We start from the raw sequence: 16,280 nt of genomic DNA on the forward strand, positions 1-16,280 counted from the left end.
GAGCCGCCTACGGTCCACCAATGATGAGCAGCACTCCGGAGACCTCGACCCGCACCACCGGCGCGCACCGGGCGCACCGGGAGGCGCGTGATCGTGCGGCGGCGCGCACGTTGGCGCAGCGGCCGCCCGCGCGCTACGAGCCCTACCTGGACGGGCTGTTCACCTACTGCCTGTCCGTGCTGTGCGACCACGACGCCGCGACCGCGGCCCTCGGCGACGTCCTCGCGCTCGCCGAGCGGCGCGGGCAGCGCGTGCCGGACGCCCCGGCGGACCGGCGGCCCTGGCTGTACGCGCTGGCCCGCTGGGCGTGTCTGCGCAAGCTGGCCGAGGCCAAGCAGAAACGTCAGAGCAGCGGCAGCCACGCGGCCGGGCGGCACGGCGCGCACCGGTCGTCGGGGGAACGCCCCATGGGGTCGCCCGTCGCCGAAGAGGTCCAGGAGGAGCGGCGCCGCGAACTCGCCCTGCTCGCCTGGCCGGAGGCCGCCGGCACCACGCCGGAGCAGCGCGAGGCCCTCGAACTCGCCGTACGCCACCACCTCGCCACGAGCGAGGTCGCCGCCGTCCTCGGCATGGACCTCGCCGCCGCGCGCGAGCTCCTCGCGTCCGCCGCCTGCGAGGTCGAGCGCACCCGCGCGGCCCTCGCCGTCGTCGAGACCGGCGCCTGCCCCGGCGTCGCCCGGCTGACCGGCGACCACCAGGTCGTGCTCGGCACGGCCCTGCGCCGCGAACTCGTCCGGCACGTCGACGACTGCCCGCGCTGCCGCCGCACGGCCGAGCGCGCGATCCCGGGCCGGTGGCCCGGCGCGGCCGTCACCCCGGCCGAACTGACCGTCCTCCAGGCGCCCCGCGCGGCCCTGCACATGGCTCTCGCGCACGGCCCGCGCGCGCGGGGCGGTGCCGTGCCGCGCTTCGACCGCCGCGGTTTTCCGATGGACCCGAAGGATCGTGCCGCCCGCCGCGACCGGCTGCGCGCGCGTGCCGTCACCACGACCGTCGTCGCCACCGTCGTCGCCGCCCCGGTCCTCGCCCTGTGGGCCGCGTACCGGTCCCCGTCGACCGGCGACGGCGCGGGCGGCGGCGCGGCCAGCGCGAGCGAGGCGCACGGCCCCGGAGCGCTCGACGGGGAGGCCGCGGGCAGCGGCTACGAGAACGCCGGCAACGCCAGCACCAGACCCGGCGGCCGCTTCGGCGAGCGGCCGGACCAGGACGTCCTCGTCGAGGTCGTCAGCGTGAGCGGTGCGCGCGTGGCGGGCGCCGGGCAGCTGGAGGTCTCGGCCGACAGCAGCGGCGACACCACGCTCGTCACGCTCACGGCGACCGGACGGGCGCCGGTGCGCTGGTCGGCGAGCACCGGCGCGCACTGGCTCTACCTGAGCCAGTCGGCGGGAACGCTCGTGCCCGGCGAGTCGTTGACGATCAAGGTGTATGTCGATCAGCTGCGCGAGCCCTCGGGGCACTGGAGCGCGCGCGTGGCGATCGCACCGGCCGGCGCCGTCGTCTCCATCGAGGGCTACGGCACCGCCCCGAGCCCCTCCGACCCGGGAAGCCACGGCCCCGGACCAGGTCCTGGACCCCACCCGGGCGATCCGACCGACCCCGGAACGCCGACCGACCCGCCGCCCTCGTCGTCCGGGCCGGATCCGACGCCCACGAGTCCGCCGCCGTCCGACCCGACCCCGGGCGACCCGACGCCGAGCGATCCGCCGCCCTCGTCGCCGGAGCCCTCGCCGTCCGCGCCGTCGGACCCGGTGAGCTCGACACCGCCGCCCGACGGCAGCGGGGAGCCGAGCCCTTCCGGGTCGTAGGGCCGCCGGTTCCGGTGCGGGCGCTTAAGTGACGGGATCCGCCGGATGCGGTGCCATCAGCGGCAGCTGCGACGCCAGCCGCTCCTCGCACAGCTCGACCAGACGGTCGTAGCCCGCCTTGCCCATCAGCTCCGTCAGCTCGGCCCGGTAGGAGACGTAGACCGGGTCGCCGGCGCCGTGCGCCGAGGTCGCCGACGTGCACCACCAGTGCAGGTCGTGGCCGCCCGGACCCCAGCCGCGGCGGTCGTACTCACCGATCGACACCTGGAGCACCCGCGTGTCGTCGGGCCGGTCGATCCAGTCGTACGTCCGCCGGATCGGCAGCTGCCAGCAGACGTCCGGCTTGGTCTCCAGCGGCTCGCGGCCCTCCTTCAGGGCCAGGATGTGCAGCGAGCAGCCCGCGCCGCCGGAGAAGCCGGGGCGGTTCTGGAAGATGCAGGAGCCCTGGAAGGGGCGGGTCTGGCGGTCGCCGTCCTCGTCCTCCGAGATCCAGCCGTGCTCCATGCCCTCGTCGTGGTGCTGCCAGATCTCCGGCGTGAGTCTCGCCACATGCTCGGCGACCCGCTTCTCGTCGTCCTCGTCCGAGAAGTGCGCGCCCAGCGTGCAGCAGCCGTCGTCCGCGCGGCCCGCCTGGATGCCCTGGCAGCCGCTGCCGAAGATGCAGTTCCAACGGGAGGTCAGCCATGTCAGATCACAGCGGAAGATCTGCTCGTCATCTGCCGGATCAGGGAACTCCACCCACGCGCGCGCGAAGTCGAGGCCCTTCTCGTCCGACTCCGGGGAGCCCTTCTTGGACCTCTTCGACTTCATGGCTGCCTTCGCCTGCGAAGAACCCTTGCCGGGTTTGGCCGTCTTGTCGTCCTTCGCCTTTTTCGTCTTTGGCACGGGTCCAGGGTACGGCGTCCGTACCTGCGACTTCGAGGACGGAGGATCGCCCAGGTGGCAGTAGCGTTCCGTACATGAGACTCGGTGTCCTCGACGTGGGATCGAACACGGTGCATCTGCTGGTGGTGGATGCACACCCTGGCGCGCGACCGTTGCCCGCGCACTCGCACAAGGCGGAGCTGCGCCTCGCGCAACTCCTCGACGACAGCGGTGCCATTGGCCCCGACGGCGTCGACCGGCTCATCGGTGTCGTGCACGAGGCGCTGCTGGCCGCCGAGGACAAGGGTGTCGAGGAAGTACTGCCGTTCGCCACGTCCGCGGTGCGGGAGGCGACCAACGCCGATGACGTGCTCGCGCGTGTGAAGGCCGAGACCGGGGTCGAGCTTCAGGTCCTCACCGGCGCGGAAGAGGCCCGGCTGACCTTTCTCGCGGCGCGGCGGTGGTTCGGATGGTCCGCCGGGAAGCTGCTGGTCCTGGACATCGGGGGCGGCTCCCTGGAGATCGCGTACGGCATCGACGAGGAGCCGGACGCGGCGGTGTCGCTGCCGCTGGGGGCCGGGCGGCTGACCGCGGGGTGGCTGCCGGGGGATCCGCCGGAGGCTGAGGACATACGCGCGCTGCGACGGCATGTGCGCGCACAGATCGCACGTACGGTGGGTGAATTCAGCCGCTTCGGTGCGCCCGAGCACGTGGTCGCGACGTCCAAGACCTTCAAGCAGCTGGCCCGGATCGCGGGCGCGGCCCGCTCCGCCGAGGGGCTGTACACGCAGCGTGAGCTGAAGCGGGAGTCCCTGGAGGCGTGGGTGCCGCGGCTGGCCGGGATGACCGTGCAGCAGCGGACGGAGCTGCCGGGGGTCTCCGAGGGGCGTGCGGGGCAGTTGCTGGCGGGGGCGCTGGTGGCCGAGGGGGCGATGGATCTGTTCGGCGTGGAGACGCTGGAGGTCTGTCCCTGGGCGCTGCGGGAGGGCGTGATCCTGCGGAAGCTGGATCAGTTGGCCGTGGGCTAGCGACGGCCTGGCGCCTCCGGCGGTGGGGTGGGGGGTGCAGCGTGAAGCCCGCCACACCCCCGGGCCGCGTTCGCTCGGTATCCGCGCAGTTCGCGCGCGTGGCCGGTTGTCGAGGGTCCCGGCGGGCGGGTGGTCATCGGTTCCCCCGGGCTGCGTGCCGCCCCGTACGCTGTCCCTCGTGGCAGAACCAGTGGTGCGCATCCCGGATGCGAAGGTCGCTCTGTCGACGGCCTCCGTCTATCCGGAGTCGACGGCGACGGCCTTCGAGATCGCCGCGCGCCTCGGGTACGACGGTGTCGAGGTCATGGTGTGGACCGATCCCGTCAGCCAGGACATGGAGGCGCTGCGCCGCCTCAGCGACTACCACCGCATTCCGATCCTGGCCATCCACGCGCCCTGTCTGCTGATCACGCAGCGGGTGTGGTCCACCGACCCCTGGACCAAGCTCCAGCGCGCCCAGGCCGCCGCCGAGAAGCTCGGGGCCTCCACGGTCGTCGTGCACCCGCCGTTCCGCTGGCAGCGCCAGTACGCCCGGGACTTCGTCGCCGGTATCTGGCGGATGGCGAACGAGACGGATGTGCGGTTCGCCGTCGAGAACATGTACCCCTGGCGCTACCGCGACCGCGAGATGCTCGCCTACGCCCCCGACTGGGACGTGACGAAGGACGACTACCGGCACTTCACGATCGATCTCAGCCATACGGCGACCGCGCGCACGGATGCGGTGCAGATGATCGATCGGATGGGGGACCGGCTCGGGCATGTCCATCTCGCGGACGGGAGGGGCTCGGCGAAGGACGAGCATCTCGTTCCCGGCCGTGGCACCCAGCCCTGCGCCGAGGTGCTGGAGCGTCTCGCGCTGAGCGGTTTCGACGGTCACGTCGTCATCGAGGTCAACACCCGCCGCGCGATGTCCGGCGCCGAACGTGAGGCCGACCTCGCCGAGGCCCTCGCCTTCACGCGGCTGCATCTGGCCTCGGCGGTGAAGGTGCCCCGGCGGTGAGCGACACCTCCGCAGGCCGGCGCCGGGGCCGGCCCCCTCGTACCGAATCCGCCGACACCCGCGACCGTATCCTGGACGCGGCCCGCGAGGAGTTCGCCGAGCGGGGATACGAGAAGACCTCCGTGCGCGGCATCGCCAAGGCGGCCGGCGTGGACTCCGCGCTCGTGCACCACTACTTCGGCACCAAGGAGCAGGTCTTCGAGGCGGCCGTGGAGGTCGCCCTGGTGCCCGCCCTCAAGGTGCGCGACGCCGTGCTGGCCGCGCCCCTGGACGACGTCGGCGAGCGCATGACCCGCTTCCTCTTCGGGCTCTGGGAGAACCCGGTGACCCGCAAGCCGCTGCTGGCCATCGTCCGGTCGGCGGTCAACAACGAGGCCGCGGCCACCGTGTTCCGGCGGCTGGTGTCGACGCAGCTGCTGCGCCGGATCGCCGGCGAGATCGACGCGCCGGACGCCGAGCTGCGTTCCGAGCTGGCCGCCGCCCAGCTGGTGGGCGTCGCGATGATGCGGTACGTCATCAAGATCGAGCCGATCGCGTCGGCGGACCCGGAACAGATCATCGCGCGCGTGGCCCCCGTGGTGCAGGCACATCTCACCGGGCGGGGCCCCTCGGACAGCTGATGCGCGAGACATTCGTCCCGTATTCCGGACACCTCGTCCCGCTCCCTGGATGACGGGCGTACGCTCGTTAGCAGTCAGAAGTCTCTGATCGCAGTCTCTGTAGTCCTGAAGGAGCGAGCGACGATGCCCGAGCTGAGGTCCCGCACAGTCACCCACGGCCGCAACATGGCGGGCGCACGCGCCCTTATGCGCGCCTCCGGTGTACCCGGTGCGGACATCGGCCGGAAGCCGATCATCGCGGTGGCGAACTCCTTCACCGAGTTCGTGCCCGGTCACACCCACCTCCAGCCCGTCGGCCGGATCGTCAGCGAGGCGATCACGGAGGCCGGGGGCATCCCGCGCGAGTTCAACACCATCGCCGTCGACGACGGCATCGCGATGGGGCACGGCGGGATGCTGTACTCCCTGCCGTCCCGCGACCTGATCGCGGACAGCGTGGAGTACATGGTCGAGGCCCACTGCGCCGACGCGCTGGTCTGCATCTCCAACTGCGACAAGATCACCCCGGGCATGCTGAACGCCGCGCTGCGGCTGAACATCCCGACGGTCTTCGTCTCCGGCGGCCCGATGGAGTCCGGCCGCGCCACGCTCGTCGACGGCACGGTCCGCACCCTCGACCTGGTCGACGCGATCTCCGACGCCGTGAACGACAAGATCTCGGACGAGGACATCCTCCGTATCGAGGAGAACGCCTGTCCCACCTGTGGCTCCTGCTCCGGCATGTTCACCGCCAACTCGATGAACTGCCTGACCGAGGCCATCGGCCTGTCCCTGCCCGGCAACGGCTCGGTGCTGGCCACCCACACGGCCCGTAAACAGCTGTACGTCGCGGCGGCGCAGACCGTCATGGACATCACCCGGCGCTACTACGAGCAGGACGACGACACCGTCCTGCCGCGCAACGTCGCCACCTTCGCCGCCTTCGAGAACGCCATGGCGCTCGACATCGCCATGGGCGGCTCCACCAACACGATCCTGCACCTGCTGGCCGCGGCCCAGGAGGCGGGCGTCCCGTTCGGGCTGGGCGAGATCGACGCGGTCTCGCGCCGCGTGCCGTGCCTGGCGAAGGTCGCCCCCAACGTCGCCAAGGACCGCACGTACTACATGGAGGACGTGCACCGCGCCGGCGGCATCCCCGCGCTGCTGGGCGAACTGCACCGCGGCGGGCTGCTCAACGAGGACGTGCACGCCGTCCACAGCCCGTCGCTTGCGGACTGGCTGAAGACCTGGGACGTGCGCGGCGGTTCGCCCTCCGTCGAAGCCGTCGAGCTGTGGCACGCCGCCCCGGGATGCGTCCGGTCGGCCGAGGCCTTCTCGCAGTCCGAGCGCTGGGCGGCCCTCGACGAGGACGCCGAGGGCGGCTGCATCCGCAGCGTCGAGCACGCGTACTCCAAGGACGGCGGCCTGGCCGTCCTCAAGGGCAACCTCGCCGTCGACGGCTGTGTCGTGAAGACGGCGGGCGTCGACGAGTCCATCTGGACCTTCGAGGGTCCCGCGGTCGTCTGCGAGTCGCAGGAGGAGGCCGTCGAGAAGATCCTCAACAAGCAGGTGACCGACGGCGACGTCGTCGTCATCCGCTACGAGGGTCCCAAGGGCGGCCCCGGCATGCAGGAGATGCTCTACCCGACGTCGTTCCTCAAGGGCCGCGGCCTCGGCAAGACCTGCGCCCTGATCACCGACGGCCGTTTCTCCGGCGGCACCTCGGGTCTGTCCATCGGCCACGCCTCCCCCGAGGCGGCGTCCGGCGGCACGATCGCCCTGGTCGCGGACGGCGACCGGATCCGTATCGACATCCCGAACCGTTCGATCGAGCTCCTGGTCGACGACGCCGAGCTGGCGCGCCGCGAGCAGGCGCTGGGCGGGGTGTACGCCCCCGGCAACCGCGAACGCAAGGTGTCGGCCGCCCTGCGCGCCTACGCGGCGATGGCGACCAGCGCGGACAAGGGCGCGGTGCGGGACGTGTCCAAGCTGGGCTGAGGCTCACGCAGCAAGGGGCCGCTTCCCGCTGGTGCGGGGGCGGCCCCTTCGCATGGGGCTGTGTCGTGTCTACGGCTTCACCAGGCGGCGGAGTCCTTGCCGTTCACGGCGAACACGGTGCCGTCGGGAGCGGCGGCGAAGACGTGGCCGTCGGCGAGCAGCGGCTCGGGCAGGTCGGCCGCCACCCCGTCCTCGGCGCCACCGAGCCGCGTCGGCGTCTGGCCGAGCAGCCTGCCGTCGCGGGCGTCCACCGCGAGCAGCCGGCCGTCGGGGGCGCTGATGTAGACACGGCGATCGTCGGCGACGGGCGACGATGTACGGGTCACGGACGTCTCCAGGCTCCACAGCTGCCGGCCCGCCGCCATGTCGACGGCGACCAGCGAACCGCCGGAGCCCGCGAGATGGACGACGTTCCCGCGCACCGTGCCGTGCGCCTGCTGAACAGGGAGCGACAGCGCCACGCGCCGCGTGCTCCGGTCGGCGGGGGAGTAGCGGACCACGCTCCTGGCGTCGCTGTAGACCGCGTCGACGGCGATGAGGAAGACCGACCCGTCCGACGCGCCGACCGCCTCCAGCGTGCCCTTCAGCCGCGCGTCCCAGCGCACGTCGCCCGTAGCCGGGTCCAGCGCGGTGACCCGGGTGCTCGACCCGTCGTCGGACGCCTGCGTCGCGTACGCCAGCGGATCTCCGGCGAACGCGACGAAGTACGGCTCCTTGTGACCCGGTACGGTTCGGCTCCACTTCGTGTCGCCCGAAGCGCCGTCCACGCCGGTGAGGGTGCCGTCGGCGCCGGTGAGCAGCAGCATGCCCCCGGCGGCCGACGACGCGCTGTACGCGGGCATGTCCCGCTGCCAACGCGCCTTGCCCGTCGCGGGATCCAGTGCCTCCAGCCGGCCTCCCGGCCCGGACGCCGGCTGCACGAGGCCGCCCGCCACGGCCGGCGGTCCGCTGACGTGCTCGGTGTCGACGGAGTGCCGCCACAGCAGCCGGCCGTTCAGCGGGTCGAGCGCGAAGGTGAGCCCGGTCTGGGCGCAGAGCAACTTCCCCGCACCGTACGAACACTGGGGTGTGCCCTTCTTGGGCGCCGGGGCCGCCGACCACGCGCTGAAGGCGGCCGGTGTGGTGCGCGGCGCGGCCTCGTGCGGTGTGGCGCCGTCGCCGAGCATCCGCACCACGGCCAACGCGGCGATCGTGACGAGCCCGAGGGCGCCGGCGCCGAGCGCCACCAGCCTGGTCCTGCGGCTCCCGCGCCTCGGGCGGGACGTTTCGTCACGTACCGCCGAGGGCCGCGCGTCCGGCGCCTGCGCGCTCTCACCGGTCGCACTCGTCGTCCGCTGCGCCGGAATGAACGCCTGTGTGTCGTACGACGCCGCCACCGACCGCAGTTCCCGCATCAACTCGTCGGGCGTGGGCCGGTCCTCGGGCTCCTTGGCGAGGCACCGCAGCACCAGCGGCGCGAGATCGGCCGGCAGACCGGTCAGATCCGGCTCGTCGTGGACGACCTGGTAGGCGACGACATAGGGACTGTCGGAATCGAACGGCCCCCGTCCCGTCGCCGCGTGCACCAGTACCGACCCCAGCGCGAAGATGTCGGCGGCCGGCCCGACCTCCCGCGGGCGCCGGAACTGCTCCGGCGCCATGAAGGGCGGCGTACCGATCAACTTCCCCGTCTCGGTCCGCAGTTCACTGTCCTTTGGCCGAGATATGCCGAAGTCGATGACCTTCGGACCGTCCTCGGCGAGCAGCACGTTGCTCGGTTTCAGATCCCGGTGCACCACACCGACCCGGTGTATGTCACGCAGCGCCTCGGCCAGCCCGGCCATCAGCCGACGCAGCTGCGCCGGGTCCATGGGGCCGTTCCGCTTCACCTGGTCGGAGAGGGTCGGGCCGGGTATGAACAGCGTGGCCATCCAGGGCCGTTCGGCCTCCGGATCGGCGTCCACGACGGGCGCGGTGAAGGCCCCGCTGACCCGGCGCGCCGCCCCCACCTCCTGCCGGAACCGCCCCCTGAACTCGGGATCCCTGGCGAACTCGGCATGCACGACCTTCACCGCGAGCTGCATGCCCGAGGTGCTGCGGGCCAGATGGACCACGCCCATGCCGCCGGAGCCCAGATGTGACTCCAGGCGGTAGTGACCGGCGTATTCGGGAAGTTCCGCTTCCGCGCCCGCTCCGGCGTTCTGCTGTGGCGCCATGGGACCACCCCCGTGCTGTTCGTCCGCGCGCGCGACGCACGGAGCCTAGTCGATGACTCGTACGAGACAGAGGCGGCTTGCTAGCCTCCGTGTTCCTAACGCGCACATGTGTGCGTGGCGTGATTTAGGGGAATCAACGGGACCCCATGGCAGTCATGGGGATCAACGGGGGAGGTTCGATCATGTCCATGGACCGAGTCGAAGAGGTCGACAGAGCCGACGAGGGCGACACCGTCACGACAATGGCGGAGGCCACGGCTACGACCATGGCACTGCGCTACTACTCGGTCGCACCGGGAGTCCGCCTGAATGTCCGGCGCGGCCCCGGCACCCAGTACTCCGTCGTCCGCACCCTGCCCGAGGGCGCCCAGGTACAGATCTTCTGCCAGACGCCGGGCACGAACGTCAGCGGTCCCTACGGCACCACCAACATCTGGGACTGCATCGACAACGGAGAGTTCGTCTCGGACGCCTATGTGAACACCGGCAGCGACGGATACGTCCGTCCGCGCTGCTCCTGAGCCCGGCCGGTCCCGGTTCGCCGGGACCCGTACGGACCCCGCGGGCCCGCCGGAGCCATAATCGACTGGTGAGCGAGAAGAACGGCACCCCGGCCACCCCCGCGGGCTCCACGGGCCCCCGCCCCGAGCCCCTACGCTTCTTCGGCACGACCTGGGTCGATCACGACCACGGGTACACCACCCGCCGTATCGCCGTGTCCGCCGGCTCCCTCGCCGCCACGGCCATCTCCTGCTTGGTCCTGCGCTTCGCCTACCAGGGCATCGAGATCGCCGCCATCGGCACCTTCGTCACCGTGCTGGTCGTCGTGATGTTCGCCGTGTGCAGCGCGCTCGCCTTCCGCCACACCTGGGACGGCTTCACCAAACGCACCGACCCCCACCGCCACGCCTCCCTCCGCGGCCTGCTGACCATCGGCTTCGTCGGCTCACTCCTCGCCTACTTCTTCCGCTCCCTCATCGAGGCCCCCGGCGAGAAACTCCACCGCGAGGAATACGAAACGGCCCGCGAACAACACGAAACCCGCACGACCCGCCGCACCGGCAACCCTTCGAAGAAGCGCCGCCGCACCTAGGGCCTGTCGTTTGGATCAGGTCGGCGTCGCGGGGTCTGGCACGCACATCTGCCGCGTTGTCGTCACTCGCCGACGCTCCGCGTCGACTCCCTCCTCCGCCTTGCAGCTGCACGCACCAGACCCCGCTCGGGCCGGCTGAAAGGCGCTGAACCTCGCAGCCGACCTGATCCAAACGACAGGCCCTAGCCGCCGAGGCCGGGGCGAGGGCGGCCCGGCCATGGGCGGGCCACAGCTGTCGGCCGCCTGCCTGCGAGGCCGGACCGACGACACGCGGCCGGCCGGGGCCGGCCCGCGCGGGCGCGGTCCCTCGGAGTCCTCCGGCGTGGTCCGCCGTCCAGGGCATCACCGGTCGGCCAACCTCTCGGAAAGCTCGGTGCTCACTCCACCGGCCAGGGCCACCATGGCCATATGGCCGCCCCTTCCCACTCCGACCGCGCCCGCTCCTTCAACGCCGCCGCAGCCCAGTACGCCGCGAACCGCCCCTCCTATCCGCCCGCCCTCTTCGACACGATCGAGGAACTCGCCCACCGCCCCCTCACCGGCGCACGCGTCATCGACGTCGGCGCGGGCACGGGCATAGCCACCGCCCTGCTGCGCAGCCGCGGCGCCGACGTCCTGGCGGTGGAGCCCGGCGAGGGCATGGCGGACCAGTTCCGCAGCGCCCACCCCGACCTGCCGATCGTCCGCGGCAACGGCGACGCCCTCCCCCTGGCCACCGCATCCGCCGACTTCCTCACCTACGCCCAGGCCTGGCACTGGACCGACCCCACCCACTCGGCGCCCGAGGCCCTGCGCGTGCTCCGGCCCGGCGGAGCGCTCGCCCTGTGGTGGAACACCACGCCGCTCGACATCCCCTGGCACGCCGCCCAGGCGGAGCGGATCGAACGGCGCTTCGGCGCCCACCCGGCCGTCGAGCAGAATGGCAGCGGCGCCCGAGCCGCCCTGACCGACCCCACCGGCACCCTCGACTTCACCCGCCGCAAGGTCCGCTGGAGCCGCCGCGTCCCCATCGACACACACCTCGCCAACATCGGCAGCCACTCGATCTTCCTGGTCCACGGCACGGAGGCGAGCGCAGCCTTCCTGACCGAGGAGAAGCAGTTCCTCCTCGCCGCCTTCCCGGACGGAATCATCGAAGAGACCTACGACGTGGACCTCCTCGTGGCCGTAGCCCCCACCACCACCTCCTTCTGACGCTCCCCACAGCCCCGATCACCAACAGCCGCCCGCCCCGCCACTCCCAACCGGCGAGGGCGGGCGAGTCATGTGCACGGACGCGAACCCCGCGCCCCCACCGCACCGGGCGCATCCCAGCACCCTCCCCGGGGCACCCGGCAACCGCCCACACGCCCAGCGCAGCCGCACCCCGGCGCCTGCCACGGCGCTTGACGGCGCAGCCTGACCCGAGGATTATTCATCACATGATGAATTACGCGCCGACCCGCTCCGAACCCCCAGACACCCCCGCCATCCGAGCCGAGTCCCTGAACGTCGTACGCGGCCCCCGCCAGGTACTCCGCGACCTCGACTTCACCGTCCCGCGCGGCCAGATCACCGGACTCCTCGGCCCCTCAGGCTGCGGCAAGACCACCCTCATGAGGTCGATCGTCGGCACTCAGGCCAAGGTCACCGGCACCCTCGACGTCCTCGGCCGCCCCGCCGGCCACCCCACCCTGCGCACCCGCATCGGCTACGTCACCCAAGCCCCCTCCGTCTACGACGACCTGACCATCCGCCAGAACCTCGCCTACTTCGCCGCGATCCTCGACCCCGGCCACGGAGCCACCGACCGACGCCACGAGAACGTCACCCGCGCCATCGCCGACGTCGACCTCACCAGCCACGCCGACTCCCTGGCCGGCAACCTCTCCGGCGGCCAGCGCAGCCGCGTCTCCCTCGCGGTCGCCCTCCTCGGCACCCCTGAACTCCTCGTCCTGGACGAGCCCACCGTCGGCCTCGACCCGGTCCTGCGCCGAGACCTCTGGACCCTCTTCCACGACATCGCCGCCTCCCGCGGCGCCACCCTCCTCATCTCCTCCCACGTCATGGACGAGGCAGAGCGCTGCCACCGCCTCCTCCTCATGCGCGAGGGCCAGATCCTCGCCGACGACACCCCGGACGCCCTGCGCACCCGTACCGACGCCGAGACGGTCGAGGCGGCCTTCCTGCACCTGGTCGACGAGGCGGTCGCGGCCGCCCGCGCGAAGGAGACCACCCGATGACCACGACGACCGGCCCCACCGCGACCCTGCGGCCCGCCCCCACCGGCGCGCTGAACCTCGCCCGCACCACCGCCACGGCGGCCCGGGTCCTGCGCCAGCTCGGCCACGACCCCCGCACCATCGCGCTGATGCTGCTCGTCCCCTGCGTGATGCTGTTCCTGCTGCGCTATGTCTTCGACGGCAGCCCGCGCACCTTCGACAACATCGGCGCCTCCCTCCTCGGGATCTTCCCGCTGATCACGATGTTCCTGGTCACCTCCATCGCCACCCTGCGCGAACGCACCTCGGGCACCCTCGAACGCCTCCTCGCCATGCCCCTGGGCAAAGGCGACCTGATCGCCGGCTACGCCCTCGCCTTCGGTGTCCTCGCGATCATCCAGTCCGCCCTGGCGACCGGACTCGCCCTCTGGCTCCTCGGCCTGGACGTCACCGGCAGCCCCTGGCTGCTCCTGCTCGTGGCCCTGCTCGACGCGCTGCTCGGCACCGCGCTAGGTCTCTTCGTCTCGGCCTTCGCGGCCTCCGAATTCCAGGCCGTCCAGTTCATGCCGGCCGTGATCTTCCCCCAACTCCTCCTCTGCGGCCTGTTCACCGCCCGCGACAACATGCACCCGGCCCTCGAAGCCATCTCCAACGTCCTCCCCATGTCCTACGCGGTGGACGGCATGAACGAGGTGCTCAAGCACACCGACATGACCGCCAACTTCGTCCGCGACGCCCTGATCGTGGCGGGCTGCGCCCTGCTGGTCCTGGGCCTGGGCGCGGCGACCCTGCGACGCAGGACCACATGACCTCCGCGGGACCGGGCCAGGCCCACTCGTCCGCCCACCGGACACGCCACCTCGAAAAGGAGGCCCCGGTGGGAGGATGAACCCGGACGACGCAACCCCCGGAGGGCACCCCAGCCATGACCCAGAAAGTCGCAGTCCTCGGCACCGGCAAGATCGGCGAAGCCCTGCTCAGCGGAATGATCCGCGGCGGCTGGGCCCCGGCCGACCTCCTGGTGACGGCCCGCCGCGCCGAACGAGCCGAAGAACTCCGCACCCGCTACGGAGTCACCCCGGTCACCAACGCGGAAGCCGCCAAGACCGCCGACACCCTGATCCTCACGGTCAAGCCACAGGACATGGGCACCCTCCTCGACGAACTCGCCCCGCACATCCCCACCGACCGCCTGGTCATCAGCGGAGCCGCGGGCATCCCCACCTCCTTCTTCGAGGAGCGCCTCACCGCAGGCACCCCTGTCGTCCGCGTCATGACGAACACCCCCGCCCTCGTCGACGAGGCCATGTCCGTCATCTCCGCCGGCAGCCACGCCAGCGAAGCCGACCTCGCCCACGCCGAGGAGATCTTCGGCGCCGTGGGCAAGACGCTCCGCGTCCCCGAGTCACAGCAGGACGCCTGCACCGCCCTCTCCGGCTCCGGACCGGCGTACTTCTTCTATCTGGTCGAAGCCATGACCGACGCCGGCATCCTCCTCGGCCTGCCCCGCGACAAGGCGCACGACCTGATCGTCCAGTCCGCGATCGGCGCAGCCACGATGCTCCGCGACAGCGGGGAACACCCCGTCAAGCTCCGCGAGAACGTGACGTCCCCCGCCGGCACCACGATCAACGCCATCCGCGAACTGGAGAACCACGGCGTACGAGCCGCTCTCATCGCGGCCCTCGAAGCCGCCCGCGACCGCAGCCGCGAGCTGGCCTCCGGCACCAAGTGACGCCCGGCCGCCCTCTGACCCAGGGGGCGGCCCCGCCCACCCGTCCCTAGGCGGTCACCCCGATATCAGCGGTCGCCGCCACAGCCGCTGCCGCCGGCAGCAGCCCGATCGCCCGATACGCGGCATCCACGGTCGGCCGAGCCATCGCCCGAGCACGCTCCGCACCATCCCGCAGCACCCCCTCCACATAGCCAGGATCCGCGCACAGCTCCCTGTGCCTGTCCTGTACGGGCCTGAGAGTCTCGACCACGGCCTCCGCGGTGGCTGACTTCAAGGCGCCGTACGTCTCATATACACCGCTCAGCTCCGATGGGTTCCCACCCGTACAGGCAGCGAGGACCTCCAGCAGATTCGCCACCCCCGGCTGCGCGGCCCGGTCGTACACGACCTGGCGCCCACTGTCGGTCACGGCCCGCATGACCTTCTTCCGCACCACATCCGGCTCATCGAGCAGATAGACGATCCCCGGCCCGGAGTCATCGCTCTTGCCCATCTTCGACGCCGGATCCTGCAAGTTCATGACCCGGGCCGCGACCTGCGGCGACGTGGCCCGAGGCACCACGAACGTATGCCCGTACCGCTGGTTGAACCGCACCGCGAGATCCCGCGCGAGCTCCACATGCTGCGTCTGGTCGTCCCCGACCGGCACCTCGTCCGTCCCGTACGCCAGGATGTCCGCCGCCATCAGCACGGGATACGTCAGCAGCGACAGCCGCACACTCCCGCCCCGCACCCGCTCCCGCGCCGCCTTCTCCTTGTACTGGATCATGCGTCGCATCTCGCCGTCCGTGGCCACGCACTCCAGCACGTACGACAGCCGCGCGTGCTCATCCACATGACTCTGTACGAACACGGTGCACAGCTCCGGATCCAGCCCGGACGCCAGCAACAAGGTCGCCGCCTGCCGACTGAGCCTGCGCACCCGCGCCGGATCGTGGTCCACGGTCAGCGCGTGCAGATCGACGATGCAGAACAGCGCGTCGGCCTGGTGCTGATCCACGACAGCCCACCGCCGCATGGCCCCCAGGTAGTTCCCCAGCGTCAGATGCCCGGTCGGCTTGACCCCGCTGAAGACTCGCGTCATCTCTTCTCCACCTTCTGGTCGAGGCCGCCGTCCCGGCCGGCCGACTCCCAGGAGCTCTGGAGGGAGACACGAAAACGGCCGCCGAGGCGGCGGCCGTTGAGTACATACGTGACTACGGCCGCCGTCAGGCGGCCCACCACAGCTGGGTGCACGTACGCGTCGTCATGGGTCCCAGACTACGCCCCCGGCGTCCCACACGGAGTGAAGTTGACACGCCCCAGGGCCGTCCGTACTGTTCTCCGAGTTGTCCGACGTGAGCGCCGACTCCGGTCGGTCCCCGGACAGCCACTCCGCAAGTACCAACTGCCATTCGACGACAGTCGATCTGTCTGCCGTCGTCTCATTGGCCTGCGTAATTACGGAATGAGGAATCCGCGTTCGAGAGAACGCAGCCCCCGATTAGCTCGGGAGCACGGAATCCGCTAAAGTCTCACTCGTCGGAACGGCCCAACAGCCGCGAGGACAAGACCCGCTGACTGGGGGTCAGGCCCGAAAGGATCTGATAAAGTCGGAACCGCCGGAAAGGGAAACGCGAGAGCGAGAACCTGGAAAGCACCGAGGAAATCGGATCGGAAAACGGTCTGATAGAGTCGGAAACGCAAGACCGAAGGGAAAAGCCCGGAGGAAAGCCCGAGAGGGTGAGTACAAAGGAAGCGTCCGTTCCTTGAGAACTCA

Annotated in this window: 15 protein-coding genes; 11 read left to right on the forward strand and 4 right to left on the reverse strand. The window is 71.3% G+C overall.

Translation table 11 applies throughout. The annotated features are described in order from the left end of the window. The first annotated feature begins 20 nt into the window (after positions 1–20). Positions 21–1,805 carry a hypothetical protein gene (locus ACIQWG_RS24335; protein WP_404099334.1) on the forward strand — a complete coding sequence of 595 codons (1,785 nt, stop codon included), beginning with the start codon at positions 21–23 and terminating at the stop codon, positions 1,803–1,805. A gap of 24 nt (positions 1,806–1,829) precedes the next feature. Here ACIQWG_RS24335 and ACIQWG_RS24340 read toward each other — a convergent pair whose 3' ends face one another. Further along, entirely contained in the window at positions 1,830–2,690 is an 861-nt protein-coding gene (locus ACIQWG_RS24340; RefSeq protein WP_404099337.1) for a hypothetical protein, read from the reverse strand. Between the two features lie 74 nt (positions 2,691–2,764). Here ACIQWG_RS24340 and ACIQWG_RS24345 point away from each other — a divergent pair, with 74 nt between their 5' ends. The 4 genes from ACIQWG_RS24345 to ilvD all read left to right on the forward strand — a co-directional run bounded on the left by ACIQWG_RS24345 (position 2,765) and on the right by ilvD (position 7,297). Then, on the forward strand, positions 2,765–3,697 hold the full coding sequence (locus tag ACIQWG_RS24345) for a Ppx/GppA family phosphatase (protein ID WP_404099339.1): 933 nt from the start codon (positions 2,765–2,767) through the stop codon (positions 3,695–3,697). Between the two features lie 178 nt (positions 3,698–3,875). Further along, positions 3,876–4,700 (forward strand): sugar phosphate isomerase/epimerase family protein, encoded by an 825-nt coding sequence (locus ACIQWG_RS24350; protein ID WP_404099341.1) that lies wholly within the window; start codon positions 3,876–3,878, stop codon positions 4,698–4,700. Further along, positions 4,697–5,320, forward strand: a complete 624-nt coding sequence (locus ACIQWG_RS24355) for a TetR family transcriptional regulator (RefSeq protein WP_404099344.1) — start codon at positions 4,697–4,699, stop codon at positions 5,318–5,320. The genes ACIQWG_RS24350 and ACIQWG_RS24355 overlap by 4 nt, the downstream gene beginning before the upstream one ends. Positions 5,321–5,443: 123 nt before the next feature. Next, positions 5,444–7,297 (forward strand): dihydroxy-acid dehydratase, encoded by a 1,854-nt coding sequence (ilvD, locus tag ACIQWG_RS24360; RefSeq protein WP_404099347.1) that lies wholly within the window; start codon positions 5,444–5,446, stop codon positions 7,295–7,297. A gap of 77 nt (positions 7,298–7,374) precedes the next feature. Here ilvD and ACIQWG_RS24365 read toward each other — a convergent pair whose 3' ends face one another. Then, positions 7,375–9,492 (reverse strand): serine/threonine-protein kinase, encoded by a 2,118-nt coding sequence (locus tag ACIQWG_RS24365; protein ID WP_404099349.1) that lies wholly within the window; start codon positions 9,490–9,492, stop codon positions 7,375–7,377. Positions 9,493–9,674: 182 nt separating this feature from the next. Here ACIQWG_RS24365 and ACIQWG_RS24370 point away from each other — a divergent pair, with 182 nt between their 5' ends. From ACIQWG_RS24370 to proC, 6 genes are all read left to right on the forward strand, one after another. Beyond that, entirely contained in the window at positions 9,675–10,013 is a 339-nt protein-coding gene (locus ACIQWG_RS24370; RefSeq protein WP_404099351.1) for an SH3 domain-containing protein, read from the forward strand. A 68-nt stretch (positions 10,014–10,081) separates the two neighbouring features. Beyond that, the gene (locus ACIQWG_RS24375) at positions 10,082–10,585 is read left to right on the forward strand and encodes an EamA/RhaT family transporter (RefSeq protein WP_404099354.1); all 504 of its coding nucleotides are present in this window, start codon (positions 10,082–10,084) and stop codon (positions 10,583–10,585) included. Positions 10,586–10,993: 408 nt separating this feature from the next. After that, on the forward strand, positions 10,994–11,779 hold the full coding sequence (locus tag ACIQWG_RS24380; RefSeq protein ID WP_404099355.1) for a class I SAM-dependent methyltransferase: 786 nt from the start codon (positions 10,994–10,996) through the stop codon (positions 11,777–11,779). Between the two features lie 227 nt (positions 11,780–12,006). Then, positions 12,007–12,807 (forward strand): ABC transporter ATP-binding protein, encoded by an 801-nt coding sequence (locus ACIQWG_RS24385; RefSeq protein ID WP_404099357.1) that lies wholly within the window; start codon positions 12,007–12,009, stop codon positions 12,805–12,807. Further along, positions 12,804–13,595, forward strand: a complete 792-nt coding sequence (locus ACIQWG_RS24390) for an ABC transporter permease (protein WP_404099359.1) — start codon at positions 12,804–12,806, stop codon at positions 13,593–13,595. The genes ACIQWG_RS24385 and ACIQWG_RS24390 overlap by 4 nt, the downstream gene beginning before the upstream one ends. A 116-nt stretch (positions 13,596–13,711) precedes the next feature. Then, positions 13,712–14,521, forward strand: coding sequence for a pyrroline-5-carboxylate reductase (gene proC / locus ACIQWG_RS24395; RefSeq protein WP_404099362.1), 810 nt, complete (start codon positions 13,712–13,714; stop codon positions 14,519–14,521). 46 nt (positions 14,522–14,567) lie between these two features. Here the strand turns inward: proC and trpS are convergent, their stop codons facing one another. Together trpS and ACIQWG_RS24405 are read right to left on the reverse strand one after the other, a co-directional pair. Beyond that, a complete protein-coding gene (gene trpS, locus ACIQWG_RS24400) occupies positions 14,568–15,605 on the reverse strand; it encodes a tryptophan--tRNA ligase (protein WP_404099364.1) in 1,038 nt (345 codons plus the stop codon). Continuing rightward, the gene (locus ACIQWG_RS24405; RefSeq protein WP_404099366.1) at positions 15,602–15,757 is read right to left on the reverse strand and encodes a hypothetical protein; all 156 of its coding nucleotides are present in this window, start codon (positions 15,755–15,757) and stop codon (positions 15,602–15,604) included. The genes trpS and ACIQWG_RS24405 overlap by 4 nt, the downstream gene beginning before the upstream one ends. Positions 15,758–16,280: the final 523 nt, after the last annotated feature.

The sequence above is a fragment of the Streptomyces sp. NPDC098781 genome, assembly GCF_044759995.1.
Classification (GTDB): Bacteria; Actinomycetota; Actinomycetes; order Streptomycetales; family Streptomycetaceae; genus Streptomyces.

Coding starts and splice junctions, on each gene's coding strand:
- ACIQWG_RS24335 (WP_404099334.1), top strand. CDS start 21: ATGATGAGCAGCACTCCGGAGACCTCGACCCGCACCACCGGCGCGCAC.
- ACIQWG_RS24345 (WP_404099339.1), top strand. CDS start 2,765: ATGAGACTCGGTGTCCTCGACGTGGGATCGAACACGGTGCATCTGCTG.
- ilvD (WP_404099347.1), top strand. CDS start 5,444: ATGCCCGAGCTGAGGTCCCGCACAGTCACCCACGGCCGCAACATGGCG.
- ACIQWG_RS24365 (WP_404099349.1), bottom strand. CDS start 9,492: ATGGCGCCACAGCAGAACGCCGGAGCGGGCGCGGAAGCGGAACTTCCC.
- ACIQWG_RS24370 (WP_404099351.1), top strand. CDS start 9,675: ATGTCCATGGACCGAGTCGAAGAGGTCGACAGAGCCGACGAGGGCGAC.
- ACIQWG_RS24380 (WP_404099355.1), top strand. CDS start 10,994: ATGGCCGCCCCTTCCCACTCCGACCGCGCCCGCTCCTTCAACGCCGCC.
- ACIQWG_RS24385 (WP_404099357.1), top strand. CDS start 12,007: ATGATGAATTACGCGCCGACCCGCTCCGAACCCCCAGACACCCCCGCC.
- ACIQWG_RS24390 (WP_404099359.1), top strand. CDS start 12,804: ATGACCACGACGACCGGCCCCACCGCGACCCTGCGGCCCGCCCCCACC.
- proC (WP_404099362.1), top strand. CDS start 13,712: ATGACCCAGAAAGTCGCAGTCCTCGGCACCGGCAAGATCGGCGAAGCC.
- trpS (WP_404099364.1), bottom strand. CDS start 15,605: ATGACGCGAGTCTTCAGCGGGGTCAAGCCGACCGGGCATCTGACGCTG.